This is a genomic window from Marseilla massiliensis (genome assembly GCF_023336985.1).
Classification (GTDB): Bacteria; Bacteroidota; Bacteroidia; order Bacteroidales; family Bacteroidaceae; genus Prevotella; species Prevotella intestinigallinarum.
Map to the genome: position 1 here is coordinate 42159 of NZ_JAMBLP010000002.1, position 23935 is coordinate 66093.

Here is a 23935-nt window from a genome sequence, read left to right on the forward strand (position 1 = left end):
ACAACGAAACGACACAACGACACAGATATGTTTAATACACCCACAATCACAAAAAACCTGCTGATAATAAACGTGCTGGCATTCGTGGCCACACTGGTGTTCCCGAGCCTGGGCGACCTTGGCGGCCTTCACTTCTTCCTGGCCAGCGACTTCCACGTCTACCAGCTGCTCACCTACATGTTCCTCCACGCCAACTTCACCCACATACTCTTCAACATGTTTGCCCTGTGGATGTTCGGCCGCGTGATGGAAAGCGTGTGGGGTCCTAAGAAGTTCCTGTTCTACTACATCTCGTGCGGCATCGGCGCCGGCCTGATGCAGGAGATAGCCCAGTTCGTGCAGTTCTACCTCATCATGAAGGGAGAATTCCCCATGGGCAGCATAGCCGACATCTTCGAGATCGGCAAGTACAACGCCATGTACCTCAACGCCTGGACCACCGTGGGCGCGTCGGGCGCCATATACGCCATACTGCTCGCCTTCGGAATGACATTCCCCAACGAGCGCATATTCATCTTCCCGCTCCCGCTACCCATCAAGGCCAAGTGGTTCGTCATATTCTACGCAGCCATCGAGCTGCTATCGGCCGTCACCGCCTCGGGCGACGGCGTGGCCCACATGGCACACCTGGGCGGCATGCTCTTCGGCTTCCTCATGATACGCTACTGGCAGCGCCATCCCGGCGCCTACTACAGCAGGAGCAACGGCGCGCAGTTCTTCGAAAGCCTGAAGAACAAGTTCGACCAGTACCGCGAAAAGTACGACAGGGGCGGCCAAGGCAGCCACGGCGCCACCCAGGGCGGCGCCACCCGGCATGAGACCGACTGGGAATACAACGCCAAGAAGAAAGCCAACCAAGACGAGATAGACCGCATACTCGACAAGATACGCAAGAGCGGATACGACAGCCTTACCAAGGAAGAGAAGCAGAAACTGTTTGACAGCAGCAACAACGACTAACGACAGACGATGCTGAAGCAACTCAAGACATTCACAACCAACATGATAGCCGGGGCGAACATAGCCACCGGCATCATCATGTGGCTGGTGGGATTCTCCGACTACGCCAATCCCGCCACCCACCCCTACATTGCCACGGCGGGCCTGGTGTTCCCGGTGCTGCTGGCCATCAACCTGGCTTTCCTCGTCTTCTGGCTCGTCTTCAAGTGGAAGATGGCCGTGATACCCATAGCGGCCTATGCCGCCGCCATAGTGCCCATACGAATATACATGCCCATCAACCCGGCGTCGGAGCCACCGCAGGGCGCCATCAAGGTGCTGTCGTACAACGTAAAGAACTACTCGGGGCTGCCGGGGCACGACAAGCCCTACGACGACATGGTCGACTACATCAGCCGGAGCAAGGCCGACATTGTGTGCTTCCAGGAAGACGTCGACGGCAGCGGCAAGATGAAGCCCAGGATGGACAGCCTATACGCACACACCGACACCACCTACGTGGGCGACGAGGCAAGGCGCAGCAACGCCCTGGGCATATACACCCGCTTCCCGATATTGCGCAAGGAGCGCATAGAATACGAATCGACGGGCAACGGCAGCGTGGCCTACTACCTCAGGATAGGGCGCGACACGGTGCTCGTCATCAACAACCACTTCGAGAGCAACCACCTCGACCCCGACGAACGCCAGCGCTACAAAGACATGCTCAAGGGCGAGATGGCCCAGGACACGGCACGGGCCGAGTCGAAGAAACTGATAAAGAAGCTCGGCGACGCAGCCAGGATACGCGCCCGCCAGACCGACGCGGTGTATGCCTACATAAAGAACCACGCCAACTATCCCACAATACTGTGCGGCGACTTCAACGACACGCCCATATCCTACACACGCCGCATGATGGCCAAAGACCTGACCGACTGCTACGTGGCCACCGGGCGCGGCATTGGTTTGTCGTATAATCAGAAGGGATTCTACGTGAGGATAGACAACATAATGTGCTCTTCGCACTTCAAACCGTTTGGCTGTAAGGTCGATAGCAAAATCAAGGCTTCCGACCACTATCCCATTTATTGTTGGCTTAAAATGAAATAAAAGGCGTGAAAAATGGCGATAAATTTTCAACAATGTAAAAAAAATGCTATATTTGCAAGCTAAAAATGGCATAACAGGGAAATAATAATTAAAAAATAACATAACAACAGAAATGCAAAACAAAGGAATTGTAAAGTTTATCACACTTCTGCTTGTGCTTGTGTGCATATTCTACCTCTCCTTCTCGTTTGTGACGCGCCATTATGAGAACAAGGCCGCTGCCATGGGAGAAGAGGCGGGGCAAGAATATCTCGACTCAATCATGAACGAGAAAGTGTACCTCGGCATCTACTCGCTGAAGCAGTGCCGCGAGATGGAAATCGGCCTCGGTCTCGACCTGAAAGGCGGTATGAACGTTGTCCTCGAGGTGTCGGTGCCCGACGTGATATCCGTGCTGGCCGACCACAAGACCGACCCGGCCTTCGTCAAGTCGATGAACGAGGCGAAGCAGGAAGAGGAGACCAGCCAGGACGACTTCATCTCACTCTTTGTCAAGAGCTACCATAAGAACGCCCCGGGCCACCGCCTGGCCGAAATCTTCGCCACGCAGCAGATGAAGGGCAAGGTTAGCACGCAGAGCACCGACGCCGAAGTGGAGCGTGCCCTGCGCGCCGAAGTGCAGTCGGCCGTTGACAACTCGTTCAACGTGGTGCGCAACCGTATCGACAAGTTCGGCGTGGTTCAGCCCAACATCCAGAAGCTTGAGGGCCAGACAGGCCGCATCATGGTCGAGATGCCCGGCATCAAGGAGCCGGAGCGCGTGCGCAAGCTCTTGCAGGGAAGCGCCAACCTTGAGTTCTGGGAGACATACAACAGCCAGGAGATAGTGCCGTCGCTGGCACAGCTCAACCAGCGTTTTGCAGCTCTCGACAGCACATCGGCCACTGCAGCACCCGCCGACACGGCAAAGGCCGACACAACGGCAGCCAAGGCCGGGGCGGACAAGGGCTCGCTCGCAGCAGCGCTGGCCGCCAAGGGCACTGCCAAGAAGGCCGGCAGCAAGGACGCCGACGCCCAGGCCGAGCAGATACGCAGGCAAAACCCGCTCTTCTCGGTGTTCCAGCCTATGCAGGGCAACGCCCTCAGCGTGGTGGGATATGCCGTTGCGCGCGACACGGCCGACGTCAACAAGATAATCTACTCTGACATTGCACGCCAGGTGCTGCCCTCCGACCTGAAGCTGGTATGGAGCGCCAAGCCCGTCGACTTCGACAAGACCGGCACCATCTATGAGCTCCACGCCATCAAGGTGACCGAGCCGTCAGGGCGCGCACCGCTCGAGGGCAACGTGATCACTACCGCCCGCGACGGCTTCACCCAGATGGGACAGCCCTGCGTGACCATGCAGATGAACAGCGACGGCGCACGCCGCTGGGCACAGCTCACCAAGGCCAACATCAACCGCGCCATTGCCATAGTGCTCGACAACAGCGTATACAGCGCACCGAGGGTAAACGGCGAGATATCCGGCGGCAACTCAGAGATAACCGGAAACTTCACAATCGAGGAGACGAAAGACCTTGCCAACACGCTCAACTCAGGCAAGATGCCCGCCCCGACCCGCATCGTGCAGGAAGAGGTGGTGGGCCCGTCGCTCGGCATGGAGTCGATACAGCAAGGCTTCGTGTCGTTCATCATAGCCTTCGTGCTGCTCATGATCTACCTCATCATCCTCTATAACGTCATACCGGGCATGCTGGCCAACCTGGCCCTGCTGTTCAACCTGTTCTTCACGCTGGGCATCATGACCTCGTTCCAGTCGGTGCTCACCATGCCGGGCATTGCCGGATTGCTGCTCTCGCTGGGTATGGCCGTCGACGCCAACGTGCTCATCTACGAGCGCGCCAAGGAGGAGCTTGAGACAGGCATAGGCGTGAAGGAAGCCATCAACCGTGGTTACACCAACGCCTTCTCGGCAATCTTCGACTCCAACCTCACGTCAATCATCACCGGTGTCATACTGTTCGTGTTCGGCACAGGCCCCATCCGAGGCTTTGCCACCACAATGATTATCGGCTTGTGCTGCTCGTTCTTCACGGCAGTCTACATGACCCGCATCGTCTACGACCATCAGCTCAAGCGCGACAAGTGGCTCAACCTCACGTTCACCACTGCCATTTCGCGCAACATGATGAAGGACACCAAGATCAACTTCATGGGCAAGTACAAGAGCTCGTTCGCCATCTGGGGCATCGTAGCGCTCGTGTTCATAGGCAGCTTCGTGGTGCGCGGCTTCAGCCGGAGCATCGACTTCACCGGCGGACGCAACTATGTGCTGCAGTTTGAGAAGCCCGTGTCGCCCGAACAGGTGCGCGAGGTTCTGCAGGGCGCCTTCGGCGAGTCTACGTTCAGCGCCATAGCCCTCGGCACCGACGGCCACACCATCCGCATCTCCACCAACTACAAGATAGAGTCTAACGACCCCAACGTGGACAGCGAGATAGAGAACATACTCTACAAGGAGCTGTCGGCCGACGGGCTCGTCACCCAGAAGAGCGTCGAAGCCTTCAAGAACCCCGACATACGCGAGGGAGGCTCTATCATAAGCAGCTCAAAGGTGGGGCCGGCCATAGCCAAGGACATCACCTACGGTGCAATAGTCAGCGTGGTGATAGCCATCATAGCCATCTTCCTCTACATACTGTTGCGCTTCCGCAACGTGGCGTTCTCGCTGGGCTCTACGGTGGCCCTGGCCTTCGACACGCTCTTCGTGCTCGGCGTCTACTCTCTGCTCTGGGGAATGGTGCCCATGTCGCTCGAGATAGACCAGACGTTCATCGGAGCCATCCTGACCGTCATCGGTTACTCAATCAACGACAAGGTGGTGGTGTTCGACCGCATACGCGAGAACATGCACCTCTACTCCAAGCGCAACCTGTGGGACTTGTTCAACGACTCGCTGAACCAGACGCTGGCCCGTACCATCAACACCGGCTCGTCAACGCTGCTCGTGCTGCTCGTCATCATCTTCTTCGGAGGTGAGAGCATACGCAGCTTCTCGCTGGCAATGATACTCGGCATCGTGTTCGGTACGTTCTCGTCGATATTCATTGCAGCCCCCGTGGCCTACTTCACCATGGGCAAGGGCAGGCGCAATGCCGACAAAGAGATTGCCAAGGCATAAAAAATTGCGAATAACTAATACGATTTATATATAACTGTGGCGGCCGCTCTATGTGAATAGGGCGGTCGTTTTTTTATGCCATACCGGCCATGGCACGGCTTAGAGACCCAGTGATGCCGCCGCCCTGAGGCCTGCCCAGTTTGCCGGAGGGGCAGCCGTCGACGCCAAGTCCGGGCGGCACAGGCACTCAAGGCAACGTGATGAAATGCCCGGGGCGCTAACAAGCAGCTGTTCAAAATCAACCGATACAATTGACTTTGCAGGTGTACTCTATATATTTGCCACCATCTTGTGCGCTCTTTCGGGCCGCATACCAATGCCTCATCGGTAGCGCAGCCCGCCACTATCTCTCGCGGACTTTGGCATGCGGCCCGAAAGAGCGCACAATTTGATAGCAATTAGTTTTGAACACCTACTTACTCCATTTTGCAAAGATAAATGCGGGCAGTCGGGCTGATGCGCGAAGTTAGAATGAATTAGAGGAGTTAGAGGGAGTTACGATGAGACATGTGGTGCTGGTGGACATCAACTGTGAAAGCCGCCGGCCGCCACCCCCGGGCCACCGCAAGGAAACTCAACTCACGCTGACCACCCGTGACTACCCGGCAACATGCAGACATCCACATTGCACAGCATCTTTACACGGCTGACATCACCGAAGGCCGTCCCACGGCTTGTGGCTGCCATCACGCCCGACACCACGCAGACTGATGCCCTGCCGGGGGATTGCCGAGCGGCAAACCGACGGCAGGGCATCGGCGGCCAACTGCCGTGCAGACCGGACTGAGCGACCCCAAACCCCAAACGGGCCAAACGGCCGTGCAATACGGGCTGTTTCACACTGCAATACAGGCCGTTTGGCAGTGCAAAACGGCCTCCGCCGCAAGCCTGCTGCCACCAAGCCTGCAACTGCCTGTGGCTCAGCGGCTCTGCCCAACGGCCGGGGCGGGCGGCTGATGGATGGGTACGCAAAATGCCGCGAACGCGGTTTTCAACTAAAACAATAGTTAAATAATCGGCCGGAAACTTGGAAGCTATTGATAAATTAACTATATTTGCAGTCGAAACGACCAACAGGCAAAACCTTCAGGCCACAGGTTTGCATGCCACGAGGCAGCTGCACCGCATGGCAATCCGCCCCGGCCGGCATATCCGCACGGCCACCCAAAGGCCACAGCGCAGCCTGGACGCCACTAACAACAGACAAGAAACAAACCAATACGACTTAAAAACCAAAGGCAATGGAGAGACTGACTGCAAAAGAAGAGAGCATCATGGAGATGATATGGCAGATAGGAAGCTGCACGCCCAAAGACGTGCTCGCCATGATGCCCGAGCCCCGCCCGCACATCAACACGGTGTCGACGATAATCCAACTGCTCGAGAAGAAAGGCTACCTCACCCACCGCCCCCACGGCAGGGGCTACCTCTACATACCCGCCGTGAAGAAAGAGAACTACGGACGACGCAAGTTTGAGTCGTTTGTAAGCCGCTATTTCGGCAACTCCTACATGAACGTGGTGTCGGCGCTTGTCAAGGAGGAGAAGGTGAGCGAGAAGGAACTGATAGACTTTGTCGACAAACTGAAACGCGAGAAATGACATGGCAGCAGCTATAATCTACATCATCAAGTGGGCGGTGGCACTCACGCTGTTCCACTCGCTCTACGGTCTCTTCATGCGCCGCGAGACGTTCCACGCGCTCAACCGCGCCGTGCTAATTTTCATCCTCGTCGCCTCGGCTGCACTGCCGCTGTGCCACATCGAGACTTCGAGGCCCAGCCCAATAGCCGAGGCCACGGCCAGTGCCGAGACTTTCATCATCGAGCAGGCCTACGACGAGCCCGCAACCACAGCCGCCACAACCACGCAGCCACCGCGGCTGGCACTGTGGCCCCGACTGCTGGCCATGGCCTACGCCGCCGGCGTGGCCGTGGGCTGGCTGGCCTACATGCGCTCGCTGGCCTCGCTATGGATGCTCATGGCGCGCAGCAGGCGCATACGCACCGCCGCGGCGCCCCGGAGCGCGTCCGTGCTGGTGTCGGGCCGCATCACCGTGGCCTGCAGCTGGATGCGCTGGGTGATACTGCCCGAGGGGCTCGAAGGCCGGCAGCTGCGCTCGGTGCTCACCCACGAGCTGTCGCACGTGCGCCTGGGCCACTCGTGGGACATGCTGCTCTGTGAGTTCACGGCTCGCATGCTGTGGTTCCTGCCGTCGGCATGGCTGCTGCGCAAAGACCTCAGAGACGTACACGAATACCAGGCCGACAGCCACGTGCTGGCCAGCGGCATTGACAGCGACAGCTACCTGCGACTGCTCATAGCCGCAGCCGCCGGCAGCAGCGCAAGCCCGGCAGCCAACGCCTTCAACCACAGCCCCATCAAGAAGCGGCTCTACATGATGTGCCGCAAGCCATCGGCCAAGGCCGCGGCGCTCAAGGCGGCCTACCTGCTGCCCATCGTCGGCATGGCCGTGGCGGCCTTTGCCCGGCCCACAATAGTGGCCGACATCGGGCAACGACTGGCCACCGAAGAGGCCGAGGCGCCGCTCTTGTCGCCCAAGGCGCTCAACGAGGCCGTGGCCGGGGCCACAGCGCAACCGCCCGCCGAGGCCGCCGAGCCCGGCACACCGGCCGTCGACGAGCCTCAACCGGAACCGGTGGCCGAGCCCGCCCCTACCGAAGACTTCTCTACCGACCGCGCCATCCATGTGGTAGACAGCATAGCGCAAGGTCTGGGCATGAGCAAGATAGGCAGCGGCACATACCTGCGCAGGGCTGAAGGCAGCATCCACGCCGACACCATACGCATAGGCGAAATCTACCTCGACGGCAGTTTCCTGCTCAGGTTCAACAAAAACGCCGCTGCCAAGCCCACGCGCCGCAGCGGCGGGCAGGGCAACGCCCAGACCTTCAACGTGCACATCAAGCGGGGCGGGCCTACGGGCTACACCTGCGCCGGCTTCTCACCTGTCGGCGGCGACGGCCCGGCCAAGCCGGCCGACAAGCCACAAGCGGCACCGGGCAAGCCTGTGCGCGAGCTCGACGACACAGAAATCGTGCCGCTCACACTGAGTGAATACCGCCGCATGCACCACAAATACTGGATTGAGACCTATCCCGACGAGACCCACCTCGTGATGCTCAAGTACGTAGACAGAGACCGACAGCTCTTCCGCCTCGACGGCGTGACGCGCTACATCGAAGACCGCAAGACGGGCGACCGTTATATGTGCCGCGGCATCAAGGGCTATGGCAAGACGCAACTCGAGGGATATATCACGGGGCGGAAGGGCTCGATAGTGAAGTTTACGCTCATTTTCCCGCCTCTCGACAAGCATGTGGAGACCATTGCCGTGCGCAAGAAAGACGAGAGGTCGGTAACGCCGGTCCGACTGGACGACGTGATCCGCCGGCCGGCAAAGATAATAAGATGACACTTTAACAAACCCACTGAAATGACAAATCTACTGACACGAATGGCCCTCGCGGCCGCCACTGCCGCCTTGATGTGTGCCTGCGCCGCCTCACGGCAGGCCGCATACGACCCAAGGCCCGACAACATCGAACCGAAGCTGACACAGCCGCAGGCCGAAAACTATGACATCGACGACGCAAAGACTTTCGCCCGATACAGCTATCCCTACTCGGTGACCAGACCGGCCGGCCTCAGGCTGTTCCACTTGGCCTACTACCAGCTTTACCGGACGAAGGACGCCACCTACGTAACTGCCACATACGCGCATAACGACCGCAAGTTCTACTACTTCAACTCGGGCTGCACCATCATCGACAGCGACACCGGCGACCAGTACATGCTGCGCCGCCTAGAGTATTTCCCCACCGATACCTTCTTCTGGATTGATGCTATCGACGGCAACTTCGTGCGCTTTGTGCTCGTCTTCCCGCCGCTGCCGGACAACGTGGAGACCGTAGATTTCTTCATGCCGAGCAGCCCCGAGCGGCGCAATTTCAACGGAGAGGCCATGAGCGAGCGCGGCCTCAGCGTGAAAAATCTGCGCAAAGACGTGGACAAGACGTACAGGCAAACTCCGCTTAAGCGCGGACGCATCATCTACTGACGCCCAGACCGACGGCCGCAACGCGCAATCCTCCACAACCATGCACGCCCCCTCACCGGGCCCCGGCAACAGCCTTGGGGCTCCGGCAGGCGGAGATTGTCAACCATAAAAATGCTAACGGAATATGAACAGACTGCTCAACATCATCCTGGTCGCCGCACTTGCGGCCGCAATGCCATCGGCCGCGCAGGCCGCCGGCGGCAAGAAAGCCAAGGCAGATTCAGTATATGTCGGCGGCGAAGTCTACGACTCGTTCACCAAGGCGCGCATTAAGGCCGTGGTAACCATCACGAGCGAAGATTCCGCCCTGGCCAAGACAGACACATGCTACATCTGGCGGACAAGCTCAAGCTTCGGCTTCCGCGTGCCGAAGCGCCCCATGCGCTACTTCATCCGCGCCGAGGCCGAGGGCTACAAGACCCTGGCCGACACCTTCGACCTGAAGCCGCGGGGGCGCAAGGGCTATTACACCATACCACGGCTGCTCATGAAGCGCGGTCGCGACGACATATACAAGGACGTGGGGCTCAACGAGGTGGTGGTCCGCGGCACGCGCGTGCAGATAGCATACCGCGGCGACACCATCGTCTACGACGCCTCGGCGTTCAACCTCCCCGAGGGTTCGATGCTCGACGGGCTCATCCGCCAGATGCCGGGGGTGGAGCTCAAGGACAACGGCGACATATACGTCAACGGCAAGAAGGTTGACTACCTGCTGCTCAACGGCAAGGACTTCTTCAAGGGAAAGAACAAGGTGATGCTGGAAAACCTGCCTTATTTCACCGTGAAAAACGTCAAGGTGTATGACAAGAGCACCGAGAAGAGCGAGGCACTGGGCCGCGAGGTCGAGCCCAAGGACTTCGTGATGGACGTCAACCTGAAGCGGGAGTACGCCCGGAGCTACATTGCCAACGCCGAGGCGGGCGCCGGAACAGACAACCGATGGGCCGCCCGCGCCTTCGGACTCTACTTCGACGACCATACGCGCGTGGCCGTCTTCGGCAACGCCAACAACGTCAACGAGAACCGGCAACCCGGCAGCGACGGCGACTGGTCGCCCGCCAAGATGCAGCGCGGGCTGCTCGCCACCAAGCAAGCGGGGCTCAGCCTGCAGACCGAAGACAAGGACAAGCGCATCAAGGACAACTTCGACGCCCTGGTAAGATGGAACGACTCTGACAACGAGCGCCACAACTCTGTTGAGACATTCGCCTCAGACGGCAACATCGTGCGCGGCAGTTCGGCCTTCAACCGCAACAAGGACTTCAACCTGAACATCAACAACTACTTTACGCTGCCCAAGCTCCACATCTACAGCTACGCCTACCTCGACTACACAAACAGCAGCAACACCTCGTGGGGACGCGACTCAACGCTGCGCGACACGCTCACCAACCGCTCGTGGAGCGAAGGCCTCGGCCGCTCGCGCAGGCTCTATTTCAACGGCTATACGGGCTGGTCGCAGCCGCTGCCGTGGGGCGACTATCTCGTGCTCTTTGCTGACTACTCGTACAGCAGGCGCCGCCCCGCCGAGAGCTTCAGCCTTACTGGCACGCAGTATGCCGCCGACGGGGCCACCGACCGACGCAACAACTACGCCGACACGCGCTCCGACAACTACTCTTACGGCTTCAGCCTGAACTACGACTTCGCCCTGCCCGACCACTGGGCGGTGCGCCCGGGCGTGGCCTACCGCCAGGACCGCGAAATCAACGACAACGCCCACTACCGCCTCGACCGCCTTGCCAGCGACCGCTACGACGAACTTGGCCTGCTGCCGTCCACGCGCGACTCGCTGCTGCTGGCCCTCGACGCCGACAACAGCGCCTATACCAACGTGCTCACGCGGTCGTATGGCACGCATCTGGAAATCATGCACCCCATGGCCAAGAGCTATGTCTACGTGCGGCTGCCGTTATATTTCAGGCGCGAGGGAATGCACTACCGAAGCGGCGGGCTCGACACCGTGGCCTCACGCTCATACACCGACTTCGAGCCTTATGCACATATGGAGTTCAGCAAGGGCAAAAACAAGTTTGAACTGAACTACCGCATGCGCGTCACCCAGCCCGAGTTCCAGTCGCTCATGCCCTCCGACGACACCACCGACCCGCTGGCCCTGCGCATCAACAACCCCGACCTGAAGGCCATCACGCGCCACTGGCTGGGCGGAAAGGCCACGTTCCGCTGCGACTCCATAGACCTTACGTGGTACGCCGGGGCCCAGGCCTACATCGTGCGCAACGACTTCGGCACGCGCACCACATACAACTCGCAGACCGGCGCATACACTTACATAGACGACAACGTGGACGGCAACTGGGACTTCGAACTCAATGGAGGGCTCAACGGCACGTTCGACAAGAAGCGGCGGCTGCGCTATGTCTTCGACGCGAGCGTGAAATACATTCACAGCGTTGACTTCGACGTGGCCTACGACACCTCGGACGACGTGCTCAGCACGGTCGAGACAATGCGCACCAATCTCAACCTGAACCTCACTTACACGCTGGGAAAGCTCACGGCGGGCCTCGCGGGCAAGCTCACGGCGCGCAACAGCCGCAGCGACCGGCAAGGCTTCGAGGCCATAAACGCCTACGACTACCGGTACGGAGCAAACCTGAAGTACACCATCCCCGTGCTCAACCTCGACCTGTCGACCGACTTCAACGTGTTCAGCCGCCGCGGATACGGCAGCGCCGAGATGAACACCGACGACCCGGTGTGGAACGCCCAGCTCTCGAAGTCGTTCTTCAAGGGCAGTCTCGTGGCCAAGCTCACGGCCTACGACCTGCTACACCAGCTGTCAACCAAGAGCTACTCCATCAACGCACAGGGCCGCACAGAGACGCGATACAACTGCATTCCGCGCTACTTAATGTTCTCATTGGCATATAAATTCACAAGGAAAGCGAAACAAAACGATAAAAATTAACATACGGAAAGACAATTGCCAGTATGATTATAATATTTAAATGAATTTCACGTTGTATTAACATGAATACCAAAATTTATTTAACAATCATATTGACAATGCTGCTTGCCGCAGCAATGCCAGCCATGGCGAATGGCGCCGGGCGGCCCGCAAAGAAGGAGCGCACGGTGTTTCTCGGCGGCGAAGTCTACGACTCGTTCACCCGCACACGCGTAAAGGCCGTGGTGACGCTGCTGAACGCCGACTCGGCCACCGTCGACACAGACACGTGCGACCTGTGGCGGACATTCGCGAGCTTCGGTTTCACGGTGCCGCGACGCCCTGCCCGCTACGTGCTGAAGGTAGAGGCCGAGGGTTACGAGACGGCTTTCGTGCCCTACGACATGCAGCCCCGCGGCCGCAAGGCCGAATACCTGGTGCCCACCATACACATAAAGCGCGCCCAAAACGACATATATAGAAATGTGGGGCTCGACGAAGTGGTGGTCAGCGGCACGCGCGTGCAGATAGCATACCGCGGCGATACCATCGTCTACGACGCCTCGGCGTTCAACCTGCCCGACGGTTCGATGCTCGACGCGCTCATCCGCCAGATGCCCGGGGTAGAGCTCAAGGACAACGGAACGATATATGTGAACGGCAAGAAGGTAGACTACCTGCTGCTCAACGGCAAGGAATTCTTCCGCGGCAAGAACAAGGTGATGCTCGAAAACCTGCCTTACTTCACCGTGAAGGAAATCAAGATGTACGACAAGAGCACCGAGCGCAGCGAGATGCTCGGGCGCGACATAGAACCCAAAGACTTCGTGATGGATGTCAACCTGAAGCGTGAGTACGCCCGGAGCTACATTGCCAACGCCGAGGCGGGGGCCGGAACCGACAACCGCTGGGCCGCCCGCGCCTTCGGGCTATACTTCGACGACCGCCGCAGGGTGGCCGTATTCGGCAACGCCAACAACGTGAACGAAGACCGGCGGCCCGGCAGCCGGGGCGACTGGTCGCCCGCCAAGATGGAGCGCGGGCTGCTCGCCACCAAGCAGGCGGGGCTGAGCCTGCAGACCGAGACGGAGGAGAAGCGCGTGATGAACGACCTCGATGCCACCGTGACATGGAGCGACGCCGACAACGAACGGCACAACGCCACCGAGACCTTCGCCGCCGCCGGCAACATATTCGGCGGCAGCTCGTCGTTCAGCCGCGCCAAGGATTTCAACACTTCCGTAAGCGACTTCCTGCGCTTGCGCAAGCTCCACATACAGAGCCGAAACGCATTGCATTACACCAACAGCCGAAACACGGCGTGGGGGCGCGACTCTACGATGCGCGACACGCTGCTCAACCGCTCGTGGAGCGACGGTCTGGGCCGCTCGCGGTCGCTGTCGCTGAACGGCATCACCATGTGGTCGCAACCGCTGCCGTGGGGCGACATACTCTCAATAGACGCACAATACATGTGGCAGAAGCGCACTCCCGACGAGCTGTTCGGCCTCAGCGGCACGCAGTATGCCGCCTCGCTGCCTGCCGACCGCCGCAACTACTACACCGATGCCGCCGACGAGAGCTACAGCTACTCTATACAACTGGGCTATATGTTTGCCCTGCCCAAGGGCTGGTACGTGGAGCCCAACTTCACTTACGGGCAATACTGGCACTCGGCATCCACGAGCCGCTACCGCCTCGACCGCCTCGGCGATGGCTGGACCGACGCGACAGGCCTGCTGCCCTCGACCCGCGACTCGCTCCTGATGGCCTTCGACTGGGACAACAGCGACTGGGGCAACTCGCTGACGCGCTCATACTCTGGAGAGATATCAATACAGAAGAGCACCGACAACATGGAGTTCTTCCTCTCCCTGCCCGTGAAGCGCAGCCGCGAGAGGCTGCATTACAACGACTACTCGGTAGACACCGTGGCCACGCGCTCCTACACCGAGTTCAGCCCATGGCTTGAATACCGCTACAACAAGGGCCGCCAGCGCCACGAGCTGTCATACCAGATGCAGGTGGCGCAGCCCGAGTTTACGGCGCTCATGCCCGGCGACGACACCACCAACCCGCTCGCCCACATAGTGAGCAACCCCGACCTGAAGGCCCGCACCGACCACAGGCTGTCGTGGCAGACCACGCTGCGCTGCGACTCGGCGCGGCTAACGTGGTACGTGGGGGCCGACGCCACCTTCACCCACGGGGCATGGGGCGTGCGCACCACCTACGACACGCAGACCGGGGCATACACCTATACCGACGACAACGTTGACGGCAACTGGCAGACGGCCGTGAAGCTCGGGGTCAACGGCGCCCTCGACAGCAAGCGGCGGCTGCGCTATGCCGTAGGCGCCGCCACCAGATACGTGCACAGCGTAGACTTCGCCGTGGCCTACGACACGCCGTCCGACGACCTGAGCCGGGTCAACACCGTGCGCACGGGCCTCGACATGAGCCTCACCTACACCCTGGGCAAGCTCACGGCGGGCCTTGCCGGCAAGTATGCCTCGCACCACAGCCGCAGCGACCGCGCCGGTTTCAAGCCCATCGACGCGTTCGACTATCAGTACGGGGCAAGCCTGACATACACCATCCCCGTGGTCGACATCGACCTGTCGACCGACTTCAACGTGTTCTGCCGCCGCGGATACGGCAGCGCCGAGATGAACACCGACGACCCGGTGTGGAACGCCCAGCTCTCGAAGTCGTTCTTCAAGGGCAGCCTCGTGGCCAAGCTAACGGCCTTCGACCTGCTTCACCAACTGTCTAACAAAGACTACTCCGTGAACGCCCAGGGCCGCACCGAGACGCGATACAACAGCATCCCACGCTACCTCATGCTGTCGCTGGCCTACAAGTTTGCCCGCAAGGCAAAGCACTGAAGCCTCCGCCAGCCAACGGCGTGACTCAAAGTCAGGGCCGGGTGACAGTATGACACAATGTCGCACCAACCGTTTCCGGGGCAGGCCTGCACCAGACTGCCCCGGCATCGTGGGCGCGGGGCTGCACGGGGAGCACAGCCGTCGCAAGTCACCAATAATTGGTATGCCTGCAAAACGGCCCGTTTCAAGGTGCAAAACGGCACGTTTTAAGGTGCAAAACGGCCCGTTTTGCAACACCGAATGACCCGTTTTAGAACACCGCAACCGTTTTCCCGCCTCCATGCCCCTGCGCCGGGCATCACAGAGCGTGCCCCGAAGCCAGAGCCAACAGCCCGCACAGGCCTCCGCCGGGCGCGCCACAGCCGCTGCCCACGGCCAAAATACCTATTTATTATGATGCCCGTTTTTTTGCCGCCACGCTTTTTGGCACTATCTTTGTAGTCGTTTCAGCAAGAGACCATTTATTCAATTAAACGACAAATTAAAACATATAAGATTATGATCATCGAGAAAATCCACGCAAGAGAGATTCTGGATTCAAGAGGAAATCCAACGGTTGAGGTAGAAGTGACGCTCGAGTCGGGCTTCACCGGCCGCGCATCGGTACCGTCGGGAGCCTCGACAGGCGAGAACGAGGCGCTCGAACTGCGCGACGGCGACAAGCAGCGCTATGGCGGCAAGGGCGTGCTCAAGGCAGTCGAGAACGTCAACAAGGTGATAGCCCCCGCCCTTGTGGGCATGTCGGTGCTTGAGCAGCGCGCCATTGACCACAAGATGCTGGAGCTTGACGGCACCAAGACCAAGTCGAACCTTGGCGCCAACGCCATCCTTGGCGTGTCGCTGGCCGTGGCCCACGCAGCCGCCAACTACCTGCAGATACCTCTCTACCGCTACATAGGTGGCGCCAACACCTACGTGCTGCCCGTGCCGATGATGAACATCATCAACGGCGGAGCGCACTCAGACGCCCCCATCGCCTTCCAGGAATTCATGATACGCCCCGTCGGAGCGCCCTCAGAGCGCGAAGCCATACGCATGGGCGCCGAGGTGTTCCATGCCCTGGCAAAGCTGCTTAAGGGCCGCGGGCTCTCGACGGCCGTGGGCGACGAGGGTGGATTTGCCCCCGCACTGAACGGCATCGAGGACGCCCTCGACAGCATCTGCCAGGCCATCCGCGACGCAGGCTACGAGCCGGGCAAGGACGTTACCATAGCCATGGACTGCGCAGCCAGCGAGTTTGCAGTGCAGGAAAACGGCCAGTGGTTCTATGACTACCGCCAGCTGAAGGACGGAAAGAAGAAAGACCCCAACGGGCGCAAGCTCACGGCCGACGAGCAGATAAAGTATCTTGAGGAGCTGATAACCAAGTATCCCATCGACTCCATAGAGGACGGACTCGACGAGAACGACTGGGACAACTGGGTGAAGCTCACTGCCGCCATCGGCGACCGCTGCCAGCTGGTGGGCGACGACCTCTTCGTGACCAACGTAGACTTCCTTGCCAAGGGCATCAAGATGGGCGCAGGCAACGCCATTCTCATCAAGGTCAACCAGATAGGCTCGCTCACCGAGACGCTCGACGCCATCGAGATGGCCCACCGCCACGGCTACACCACAGTGACCAGCCACCGCTCGGGCGAGACCGAAGACACGACCATAGCCGACATTGCCGTGGCCACCAACTCCGGCCAGATAAAGACGGGCTCGATGAGCCGCACAGACCGCATGGCCAAGTACAACCAGCTGCTGCGCATCGAGGAGGAACTCGGAGCCACGGCAGCCTACGGCTACAAGAAGCTGAGGTAAGCGCGGGCCTCGCTTACAGAATGTTTATTTTACCTTTTCCTCAAAGGATGAACGGCGGAGACGCTCCCCCCGGGAGCCATCTCCGCCGTTTTGGATATGGCGGCCTGCCCCGCCCGCGCCGCCCACGGGTGCCTACGGTCAGCCCCTGGCATACTTCCCCGGGGGCACGCCATACTTTTCCTTGAAGCACTTGAAGAAATACGACCTGTTGTCCATGCCCACCTTATAGCCTGCCTCGCTCGCGGTGAGCCTGCCCTCCGACAGCAGCCGCGCCGCCACCTCGAGCCTCACGTCGAGTATGTAGCGGTTTGGCGTGGTGCCAAACAGCTCTTTCATCCTGCCGTAAAGTTTTGTCCGGCCCATGCACATGGCATCGGCCAGCTGGTCGACGCCGAAGCCCGGCTCGCCCAGGCGGGCCTCAACCACACGCCGCACGCTGTCCATGAACACCCTGTCGGCCCGTGCCGTCACCACGCCGCCCTGCCCCTCGGGCCGCCCTCCGGCAGCCTCGGCCCTGCCCTGCGACCGCCAGGCCATGAGCCGGGCGGCCTTGACGGCCAGCAGGGCAAAGTTGCAGGGCTTGCCCATATAGTCGTCTGCGCCAGCCTTGTAGCCGCGCAAGGCGTGCTCATCGTCGTCGAGCGCGGTGAGCATTATCACCGGCACCGACGCCGTGGCGGCGTTGTGGCGCAGGCGGCGAACCAGTTCGTAGCCGTCGATGCCCGGCAGCATCACGTCGCAAACCACCAGCGCCACACCCGAAGCGGCCAGGCCATCGGCCGCGCTCTCGCCGTCGGGATAGCACTCCGTGCGGAAGTAAGCGCCAATCTCGGTGCGCAGCTGCTCCATCATGTCGGGGTCGTCTTCCACTATGGCCACCGTCACATCGTTGAGCGGCTCGGGCAGCAGCTCGCGCACGTCGCCGCCAGCGCCGGGAGTGCCGGTTTCGTCGGCCGGAGGCTCTGCCCCGTAGTCGCCGGCGGCATACACCGACTCGTCGGCAGGCAGCTCCACGGTGAACACCGTCAGGCCCGCAGCCCTGCCGTAGGTAAGGTCGCCCTTGTGCAACAAGGCCATCTGCCGCGCCGTGTACAGCCCTATGCCCATGCCGCCGCTGCCTACATAGCCATGCATGAAGGGGCTGAACAGGCTCTTCTGCTGCTCTTCCGACAATCCGGGGCCGCTGTCTTCCACGCTGATGAGCACCTTGCGGCCGTCGAGCCGCAGGCGCAGCGTCACCGAGCCGCGCCTCGGCACATACTTGATGGCGTTGCTCAGCAGGTTGTAGACCATTGTCTCGACCATCCGCCGGTCGAAGGCCATGGTGTAGTCACGCCCAAAGGGCACCATGGTGAAAGCCACCTCTTTCTGCCGGGCCGCGCTGAAGAAGTCCATGTATATGCCCCTGACGAAGCCCACTATGTCGCCCCAGACCAGTTGCAGGCGCGCGTTGCCCGTGCTAATGCGCCTGAACTCCATGAGCATGTTTACCTGCCGGAGCAGCCGCGAGGTGCCCCGGCGCACCGTCTGCAGCGCCGAGCGCGACGGCGGGCGGCCGTCGTTGCGTGCCAGCCTGTCGGCCGCGCCCTGTATGAGGGCCAGCGGCGTGCGGAACTCGTGGGCTATCTGGGTGAACAGGTTCAGCCTGAACTCGCCCATGCGCCGCTCCGTCAGCACCTGCTGGCGCAGCCTGAAGCCACGCAGCCACAACAAGTAGAGCCAGGCCGACAGTGCCACCAGCACTACGGCATACACCACCCAGGCCCACCACCTGAGCCACCACGGATGCAGTATGGTTATGGCGAGCGTGGTGTCGGGGCTCCACCGCGTGTCGGCGGTCATGGCCCTTACGCGGAACGTGTATGTTCCCGGCCTCAGGTTGGCATACCGTGCCACCGCCCTTCCGTTGGCAGTGTGCCACTGGCGGTCTTCGCCTTCGAGCCTGTACATGAAGAACGACGACTCGGCGTTGGCGTAGTCCATGTTCGAGAAGCACAGCGTGATGTTGCCTTGGTCGTGCCCCAGCTCTATGCTCCCCGACATTCCGGCCCCGTAGGCCATGGCAGCCAGCGCGGTGTCCTGCCACGGTTCGAGCCCGTTGACCATTATATTGGTTATCAGCGGGGGCCGCGCCCTTGTCATGTCGCGCTCAGGGTTAACGGGGCTCACGGCCAGCATGCCGCCGAAAGTGCCGAAGAGCAGCGTGCCGTCGGGTGCCGCCACCGCCGCGCCCTCAGAGCAGATGTTGCCCTCCAAGGTGGTTCCGAAGCGGTAGCTTGTGGCAGTGTTGTTGCTCGGGTTGACCCTCGAGACGCCCTCTTCGGTGCCCGCCCAGATGTAGCCGTAACGGTCTTCCACCACCGAGCGCACGTTGTCGTTGACAAGCCCCTGCGCCATCGTTATCTGCTCATACTCCGGCCGGGCCCCGCCCTTGCCCGGAATGACCTTTATCAGGCCACACCCGAGCCCGCCGGCATATACGTTGCCATCCCTTGCCACGGTGAGGCAGATGATGTTGGTGGCCGGCAGCGACCCGTCGGCAGCGGCCAGACGCGTGAACGAGGCATTGTCTATGCGCCCCTGCCTTGTGTCGGCGGTGTAGAGACCGTTGCACGTGGCCACCCACGCCCGGCCGCTGCCGTCGATGCACACGCGGCGCACGCGCCTCTCGTCGCGCGTACGGTTGAGCATGGCCCTGAACCTGATGGGGCGCTGCCCGGGGTTGTCGGCCACGAGCAGCCCGCCGTCCCATGTGGCCACATAGATGCGGTCTCGGCCGTCTTGCGCCACGTCGTAAATGTCGTTTGACGGAATATGGCGCGCGGTCTCGTCGGTTGCATAGCGCAGACCGTCCACATAAAGGCCGTCGCCGCGCGTCCCAAGGTATGTATGGCCGTGCCTGTCGGTAAAGAAAGCGTAGGCGCAGGCCCTCAGGCGGCCTGTGGGCAGAAGCCCGCCCGTGGCCGGATTGTAGTCGTATATGGAGTTGTCCTTGGTGCTGACAAACATTTTCCCGTCGCCCCGCGTGGCAATCTGCCTCACGGTGTTGGCCAGACTGCCCATGCCGCCCGGCTCGGGCAAGATGTAGCGGGCCTGTGTCTGCCGGCCGGGAATGACGCACGTGACGCCCGCCGCCTCGTCGCCCACCAACAGGGTGCCGTCGCCTGTGGCCATGATACAGAGCAACATGTCCGACAGGGCGTCGGTGCCGACGGGCTCCTCCACCCGCGAAGGCATGGCGCCCCGGGCGGGGTCAAGGCAGAAAAGGCCGTTGCCGTTGGTGGCAATGTACAGGGCCTTGCCTGCCGCAGCCACCCTTATCTTCACACCTCCCTGCGAAGGGTTGAGCCCTCCGGGCAGCAGGTTGAAGCGCGAGGCCAGCCCGTCGGAGCGCAGAGTGAGCACGTCGCCCGAGCCGTTGGCCACTGCCTGCCAGCCGGGCGAGCTGCCCGGGCAGGCCACGGCGCCGGCTATCTGAAGGCTGTCGGGGCGGTACTGCCGCCCGGTGGCCATGTCTACGGCCAGCGTGCCGCCCGCTGTGAACAGCAGCAACTGCCCGCGCCACTCGCAGCAGTGGGTGAGCCGCCCGGCGCCGCGGTCGCCCACGCCGTCGGCCCTCAGCCGCCTGGAAAGCCTCAGCCGGCCGTCGTAGATGCCGATGGAGCCGTCGGCGCCAACGAGGGCCATGCCCCCGCCGACGGGCGCCATTCATTACGTCAACCCCAAAAAGGCCGTTTTACACAGTCGAACGTGCCGTTTTGCATGACGAAACGGCACGTTCGGGAAGCCCAAACAGGCCGTTTTGCAACACGCTGGCAATCAGGCCGTTGCGCATGGCGGCAGAAACGGCGCCGAAATCCAGCCCGTAAGGCTTAGGCGGGACGCCGGGGCGGTGTTGCCGGAAAACGGCGGGCGGGAAACAATATGAAAACAAACAAACTGCTATATGACAATATTCAACGACACAAAAAAACTTATCAACTGCGCAGTAGGCATCTTACTGGCTGCCTGCGCCGCGGCAATGAGCGCCCTGCCCGCGCTCGGCGCCGGCGAAGAGACGCGCTTTTCGCATGAGCCAATATACCCCGTGAGGGAGCGGATGGAGGTGACGAGCCTCGACGGGACGTGGCGGTTTAAACTCGCCAAGGGGCTTGAAGTGCCCCCAGAGTGGCTCGCGCCCGGGTTCGACGACAGCAGATGGGCGGGCATTGCCGTTCCCGGCACGTGGGAGACACAGGGATTCAAGGCCCCGGAATACGGCACCCGGCTCGGCGAGTGGATCGGCGTCTACCGCCGCTCGTTTGCCTACCGACCCGAGTGGCGGGGCCGACGGGTGGTGCTCAGGCTCGACGGTGTGGCCCAAGGATGCCGCATTTATGTCAACGGACACGAGGCGGGGGAGTGGGGTTCAAGCTTCACGATGTGCCAGACGGACATCACCCGGTGGCTCAGCGATGGCGAAAACAAGCTCTGCATAGTGGTGAACACGCGCTCAAGGGCATGGAAGTTCGACACGTTCGACGCCTGGTCGTTTTGCGGCATCACGTGCAGCGTCGAGCTGTTCAGCGTGTCGCCGCGCGGATTCCTGCGCGATGTGCGCTTCGTTTCCAACGTAGGGCCCGACAATTCGGCCAACATCACGGTCAAGGTGGTGGCGGGATGCTCCGAAGGGTCGGCCGACGGGCTGCGCGTGGAAGCCTCGCTGACAGACGAGGCCTACCGCCACGTGGCCAACATGCGCTCTACCGTAAGCGGCGCCACGGCCTCGCTGCGGGCACACCTGGCCGCGCCGAGGCTGTGGACGGCCGAGACCCCGACGCTCTACCGCCTGAACATAAAGCTGAAAGACGCCCGCGGCAACACGCTGCAGAGCGTAAACAGGCGCGTGGGCATAAGGGAAGTGCGCGTGGACGGCACCCGGTTGCTGCTGAACAACCGCCCCATCTTCCTGCGCGGAGCGTGCCTCTGCGAGTCTGACGCGCTGGAAGGCAGCGCCATGAGCTACGCTACCCGCCGCGCACAACTGGCAATGATGAAGCAGGCCAACATCAACTTCATTCGCACGGCCCACTATCCGTTCGACCCCACTTTCACCGACCTGTGCGACGAGATGGGCTTCTACGTGTGCGACGAGGTGCCTTTCGGCTCGCGGGGAGGCGAATACCTGAATGACACCACGTACCTGCGGGAGCTGACGGGGCGCGCCCAGTCGGCCATTCTGCGCGACTGCAACAGCCCGGCGGTGATAATGTGGAGCGTTGGCAACGAGAACAAGTTCAACAGCGCGGGCGACTCCGTGCTGGCATACGTGCGCAGCGAAGACCCCACGAGGCCGCGCGGCTGCCCGCAGTCGGTGGGCGCGTTTGGCAGTTTCGTGGCCAAGCCGTCGCCAAACGCCAACCTGCTGATGGGCCATTACCTCAACGACACGCGGCTCAACAACGCTGTGAGCAAGGCCACGATGCCCATCATCAACACCGAGTACGCCCATTCGCTCGGCCTGGCCTTCAGCGATCTCGAGGCCAAATACGCCCGCTACCGCCGCGAAGAGAAGATTGCGGGCGGCTCGGTGTGGTGCTTTGCCGACCAGGCCGTGCTCACCCATAACGACAACCAGCGCTCGCAGACGCTGAAGAGCGTGCGCGTAGACTCACTAAGGTTCATCGACACATACGGCCTCAACGACATACCAAAGGGCGTGAACGAACGCAACAAGGAGGGCGCCGACGGCGTTGTATTCGGCGACGGCTACCCGCAAGAAGACTATTTCCTGCTGTCGCAGGTCTACTCTCCGCTCGTGGTGACGACCGACAGCGTAAGTGCCGAGGCTGGGCGCAACACGTTCGCCATAGCCGTTGACAACCGCTTCGACTTCATTTCCGCCCGCGGCTACACCCTGTGCTGGCAGCTCTGCAGCCTCGACAGCATCGTCGGACAAGGCAGCGAGCCACTGTCGGCCGAGGCGGGCGAGACCGAGAGCGTGGCCATCGCGGCCGATGTGCCGGCCAACGTGCCCTTCGCCGACATGACGCTAAGGCTCGAAGTGCGCCGCCCCGACGGTTCGCTGTGCTACCACAAGGCTGTTACAGTGGGCCTGCCCGACGCCCGCGCCGACTACGCCGGGCTGCTGGTGCAGGCCGACGGGCAGAAGGTAAAGGTGAAGGCAACCGCCGACGGGCGGCTCACCGTGACCAAGGGGCGCGCCACTCTGCTCGACTCGCCGCTGCTGCTCCGCGTGGGCCGGAAGCCGTCGATTACCCTTGAGTGTCTCACCGGAGGCAAGCCATACGGCTGGCAGCCATACATACTCAACCCCAAAGTGCTCGGGGTGAAACGCAGCGGGGGCGGCTATGACGTGGAGTGCCGCTGGGAGCGCAAGCCCGGAAGCGCCCAGTATATAGACGGAACAGTGAGCATCTGCCTGACGGAAGGCGGAGCTGTGAGCATAGACTACGCCGTTTGCCCCTCCGACAGTGCCGAAGGCAGCCTGCTCGAGTACGGCATCACGCTCTCGCTGCCCTCCTCTTACGACACGTTCCACTGGCTCGGGCAAGGCCCTTACAGCCATACGCCGGGCAAGACAGCGTTCAACGACCGCGCACTGTGGCATCTTAACAAGTGCGACATACGCTTTGAGGGCAATCGCGGAGGCGTGGATCTCGCTGCCGTGACAGGCGGCCCGATGCCCATCGCGGTGGCCGTAGGCGGCGGAAACGCCGGCCTTGAGAACATTGACGGGTGCATAGTGCTCACCCAAAACCTTGCCGTGGCGGGCTACGGGGCCAAGTTTGTGGCGCCGCAAAGAGCGTTGCGGGCAGGCAAGGCAGGCCGAATGGTTGGCCGAATGGTGCTCGGCTTCGGAACGGAACGGCTGCTCCGCAATGTTTTCGGAACCCTGGAAGCCGCCAACGCCGAGCGTCCTTATATGGAGAATTATGGTAGATGAAGGTGAGAAAAGGATTTTTTAAGGAGTCAAAGGAGTTGTAACAAGTTATCGCTCCGCTTCGTTCCGCTTTGGAGTTAGAGGACAATAGTAGCCCCTCCCCAACCCTCCCCCATGGGGAGGGGGCT

Annotated in this window: 11 protein-coding genes; 10 read left to right on the forward strand and 1 reads right to left on the reverse strand. The window is 61.1% G+C overall.

The features are described from left to right. The first annotated feature begins 27 nt into the window (after window positions 1–27). From M3089_RS01625 to eno, 9 genes are all read left to right on the forward strand, one after another. Window positions 28–960, forward strand: coding sequence for a rhomboid family intramembrane serine protease (locus M3089_RS01625; protein WP_249081389.1), 933 nt, complete (start codon window positions 28–30; stop codon window positions 958–960). A 9-nt stretch (window positions 961–969) separates the two neighbouring features. Then, window positions 970–2052 carry an endonuclease/exonuclease/phosphatase family protein gene (locus M3089_RS01630; RefSeq protein WP_249081390.1) on the forward strand — a complete coding sequence of 361 codons (1083 nt, stop codon included), beginning with the start codon at window positions 970–972 and terminating at the stop codon, window positions 2050–2052. Window positions 2053–2164: 112 nt separating this feature from the next. Then, window positions 2165–5176 (forward strand): protein translocase subunit SecDF, encoded by a 3012-nt coding sequence (gene secDF, locus M3089_RS01635; protein WP_249081391.1) that lies wholly within the window; start codon window positions 2165–2167, stop codon window positions 5174–5176. Between the two features lie 1241 nt (window positions 5177–6417). Further along, window positions 6418–6777 (forward strand): BlaI/MecI/CopY family transcriptional regulator, encoded by a 360-nt coding sequence (locus tag M3089_RS01640; protein WP_205111573.1) that lies wholly within the window; start codon window positions 6418–6420, stop codon window positions 6775–6777. 1 nt (window position 6778) lies between these two features. After that, on the forward strand, window positions 6779–8611 hold the full coding sequence (locus M3089_RS01645; protein WP_249081392.1) for a M56 family metallopeptidase: 1833 nt from the start codon (window positions 6779–6781) through the stop codon (window positions 8609–8611). A 21-nt stretch (window positions 8612–8632) separates the two neighbouring features. Next, a complete protein-coding gene (locus M3089_RS01650; protein WP_249081394.1) occupies window positions 8633–9256 on the forward strand; it encodes a hypothetical protein in 624 nt (207 codons plus the stop codon). Window positions 9257–9380: 124 nt separating this feature from the next. Then, window positions 9381–12191 carry an outer membrane beta-barrel protein gene (locus M3089_RS01655; protein ID WP_249081396.1) on the forward strand — a complete coding sequence of 937 codons (2811 nt, stop codon included), beginning with the start codon at window positions 9381–9383 and terminating at the stop codon, window positions 12189–12191. Window positions 12192–12253: 62 nt separating this feature from the next. Next, the gene (locus M3089_RS01660) at window positions 12254–15058 is read left to right on the forward strand and encodes an outer membrane beta-barrel protein (RefSeq protein WP_249081398.1); all 2805 of its coding nucleotides are present in this window, start codon (window positions 12254–12256) and stop codon (window positions 15056–15058) included. A 498-nt stretch (window positions 15059–15556) separates the two neighbouring features. Then, window positions 15557–16864, forward strand: coding sequence for a phosphopyruvate hydratase (eno, locus tag M3089_RS01665; protein WP_205107112.1), 1308 nt, complete (start codon window positions 15557–15559; stop codon window positions 16862–16864). Window positions 16865–17002: 138 nt separating this feature from the next. On the opposite strand, the gene M3089_RS01670 is transcribed toward eno, so the two are convergent. Then, the gene (locus tag M3089_RS01670; protein WP_249081400.1) at window positions 17003–20572 is read right to left on the reverse strand and encodes a hybrid sensor histidine kinase/response regulator transcription factor; all 3570 of its coding nucleotides are present in this window, start codon (window positions 20570–20572) and stop codon (window positions 17003–17005) included. A 238-nt stretch (window positions 20573–20810) separates the two neighbouring features. Here M3089_RS01670 and M3089_RS01675 point away from each other — a divergent pair, with 238 nt between their 5' ends. Next, window positions 20811–23810 carry a glycoside hydrolase family 2 TIM barrel-domain containing protein gene (locus tag M3089_RS01675; protein WP_249081402.1) on the forward strand — a complete coding sequence of 1000 codons (3000 nt, stop codon included), beginning with the start codon at window positions 20811–20813 and terminating at the stop codon, window positions 23808–23810. The last annotated feature ends 125 nt before the right edge of the window (window positions 23811–23935 follow it).

Excerpts from the sequence above, each read along its gene's own strand:
- M3089_RS01650 (WP_249081394.1), top strand. The coding sequence starts at position 8,633 with ATGACAAATCTACTGACACGAATGGCCCTCGCGGCCGCCACTGCCGCC.
- M3089_RS01670 (WP_249081400.1), bottom strand. The coding sequence starts at position 20,572 with ATGGCGCCCGTCGGCGGGGGCATGGCCCTCGTTGGCGCCGACGGCTCC.
- M3089_RS01645 (WP_249081392.1), top strand. The coding sequence starts at position 6,779 with ATGGCAGCAGCTATAATCTACATCATCAAGTGGGCGGTGGCACTCACG.
- M3089_RS01660 (WP_249081398.1), top strand. The coding sequence starts at position 12,254 with ATGAATACCAAAATTTATTTAACAATCATATTGACAATGCTGCTTGCC.
- M3089_RS01625 (WP_249081389.1), top strand. The coding sequence starts at position 28 with ATGTTTAATACACCCACAATCACAAAAAACCTGCTGATAATAAACGTG.
- M3089_RS01630 (WP_249081390.1), top strand. The coding sequence starts at position 970 with ATGCTGAAGCAACTCAAGACATTCACAACCAACATGATAGCCGGGGCG.
- M3089_RS01675 (WP_249081402.1), top strand. The coding sequence starts at position 20,811 with ATGACAATATTCAACGACACAAAAAAACTTATCAACTGCGCAGTAGGC.
- eno (WP_205107112.1), top strand. The coding sequence starts at position 15,557 with ATGATCATCGAGAAAATCCACGCAAGAGAGATTCTGGATTCAAGAGGA.
- secDF (WP_249081391.1), top strand. The coding sequence starts at position 2,165 with ATGCAAAACAAAGGAATTGTAAAGTTTATCACACTTCTGCTTGTGCTT.
- M3089_RS01655 (WP_249081396.1), top strand. The coding sequence starts at position 9,381 with ATGAACAGACTGCTCAACATCATCCTGGTCGCCGCACTTGCGGCCGCA.
- M3089_RS01640 (WP_205111573.1), top strand. The coding sequence starts at position 6,418 with ATGGAGAGACTGACTGCAAAAGAAGAGAGCATCATGGAGATGATATGG.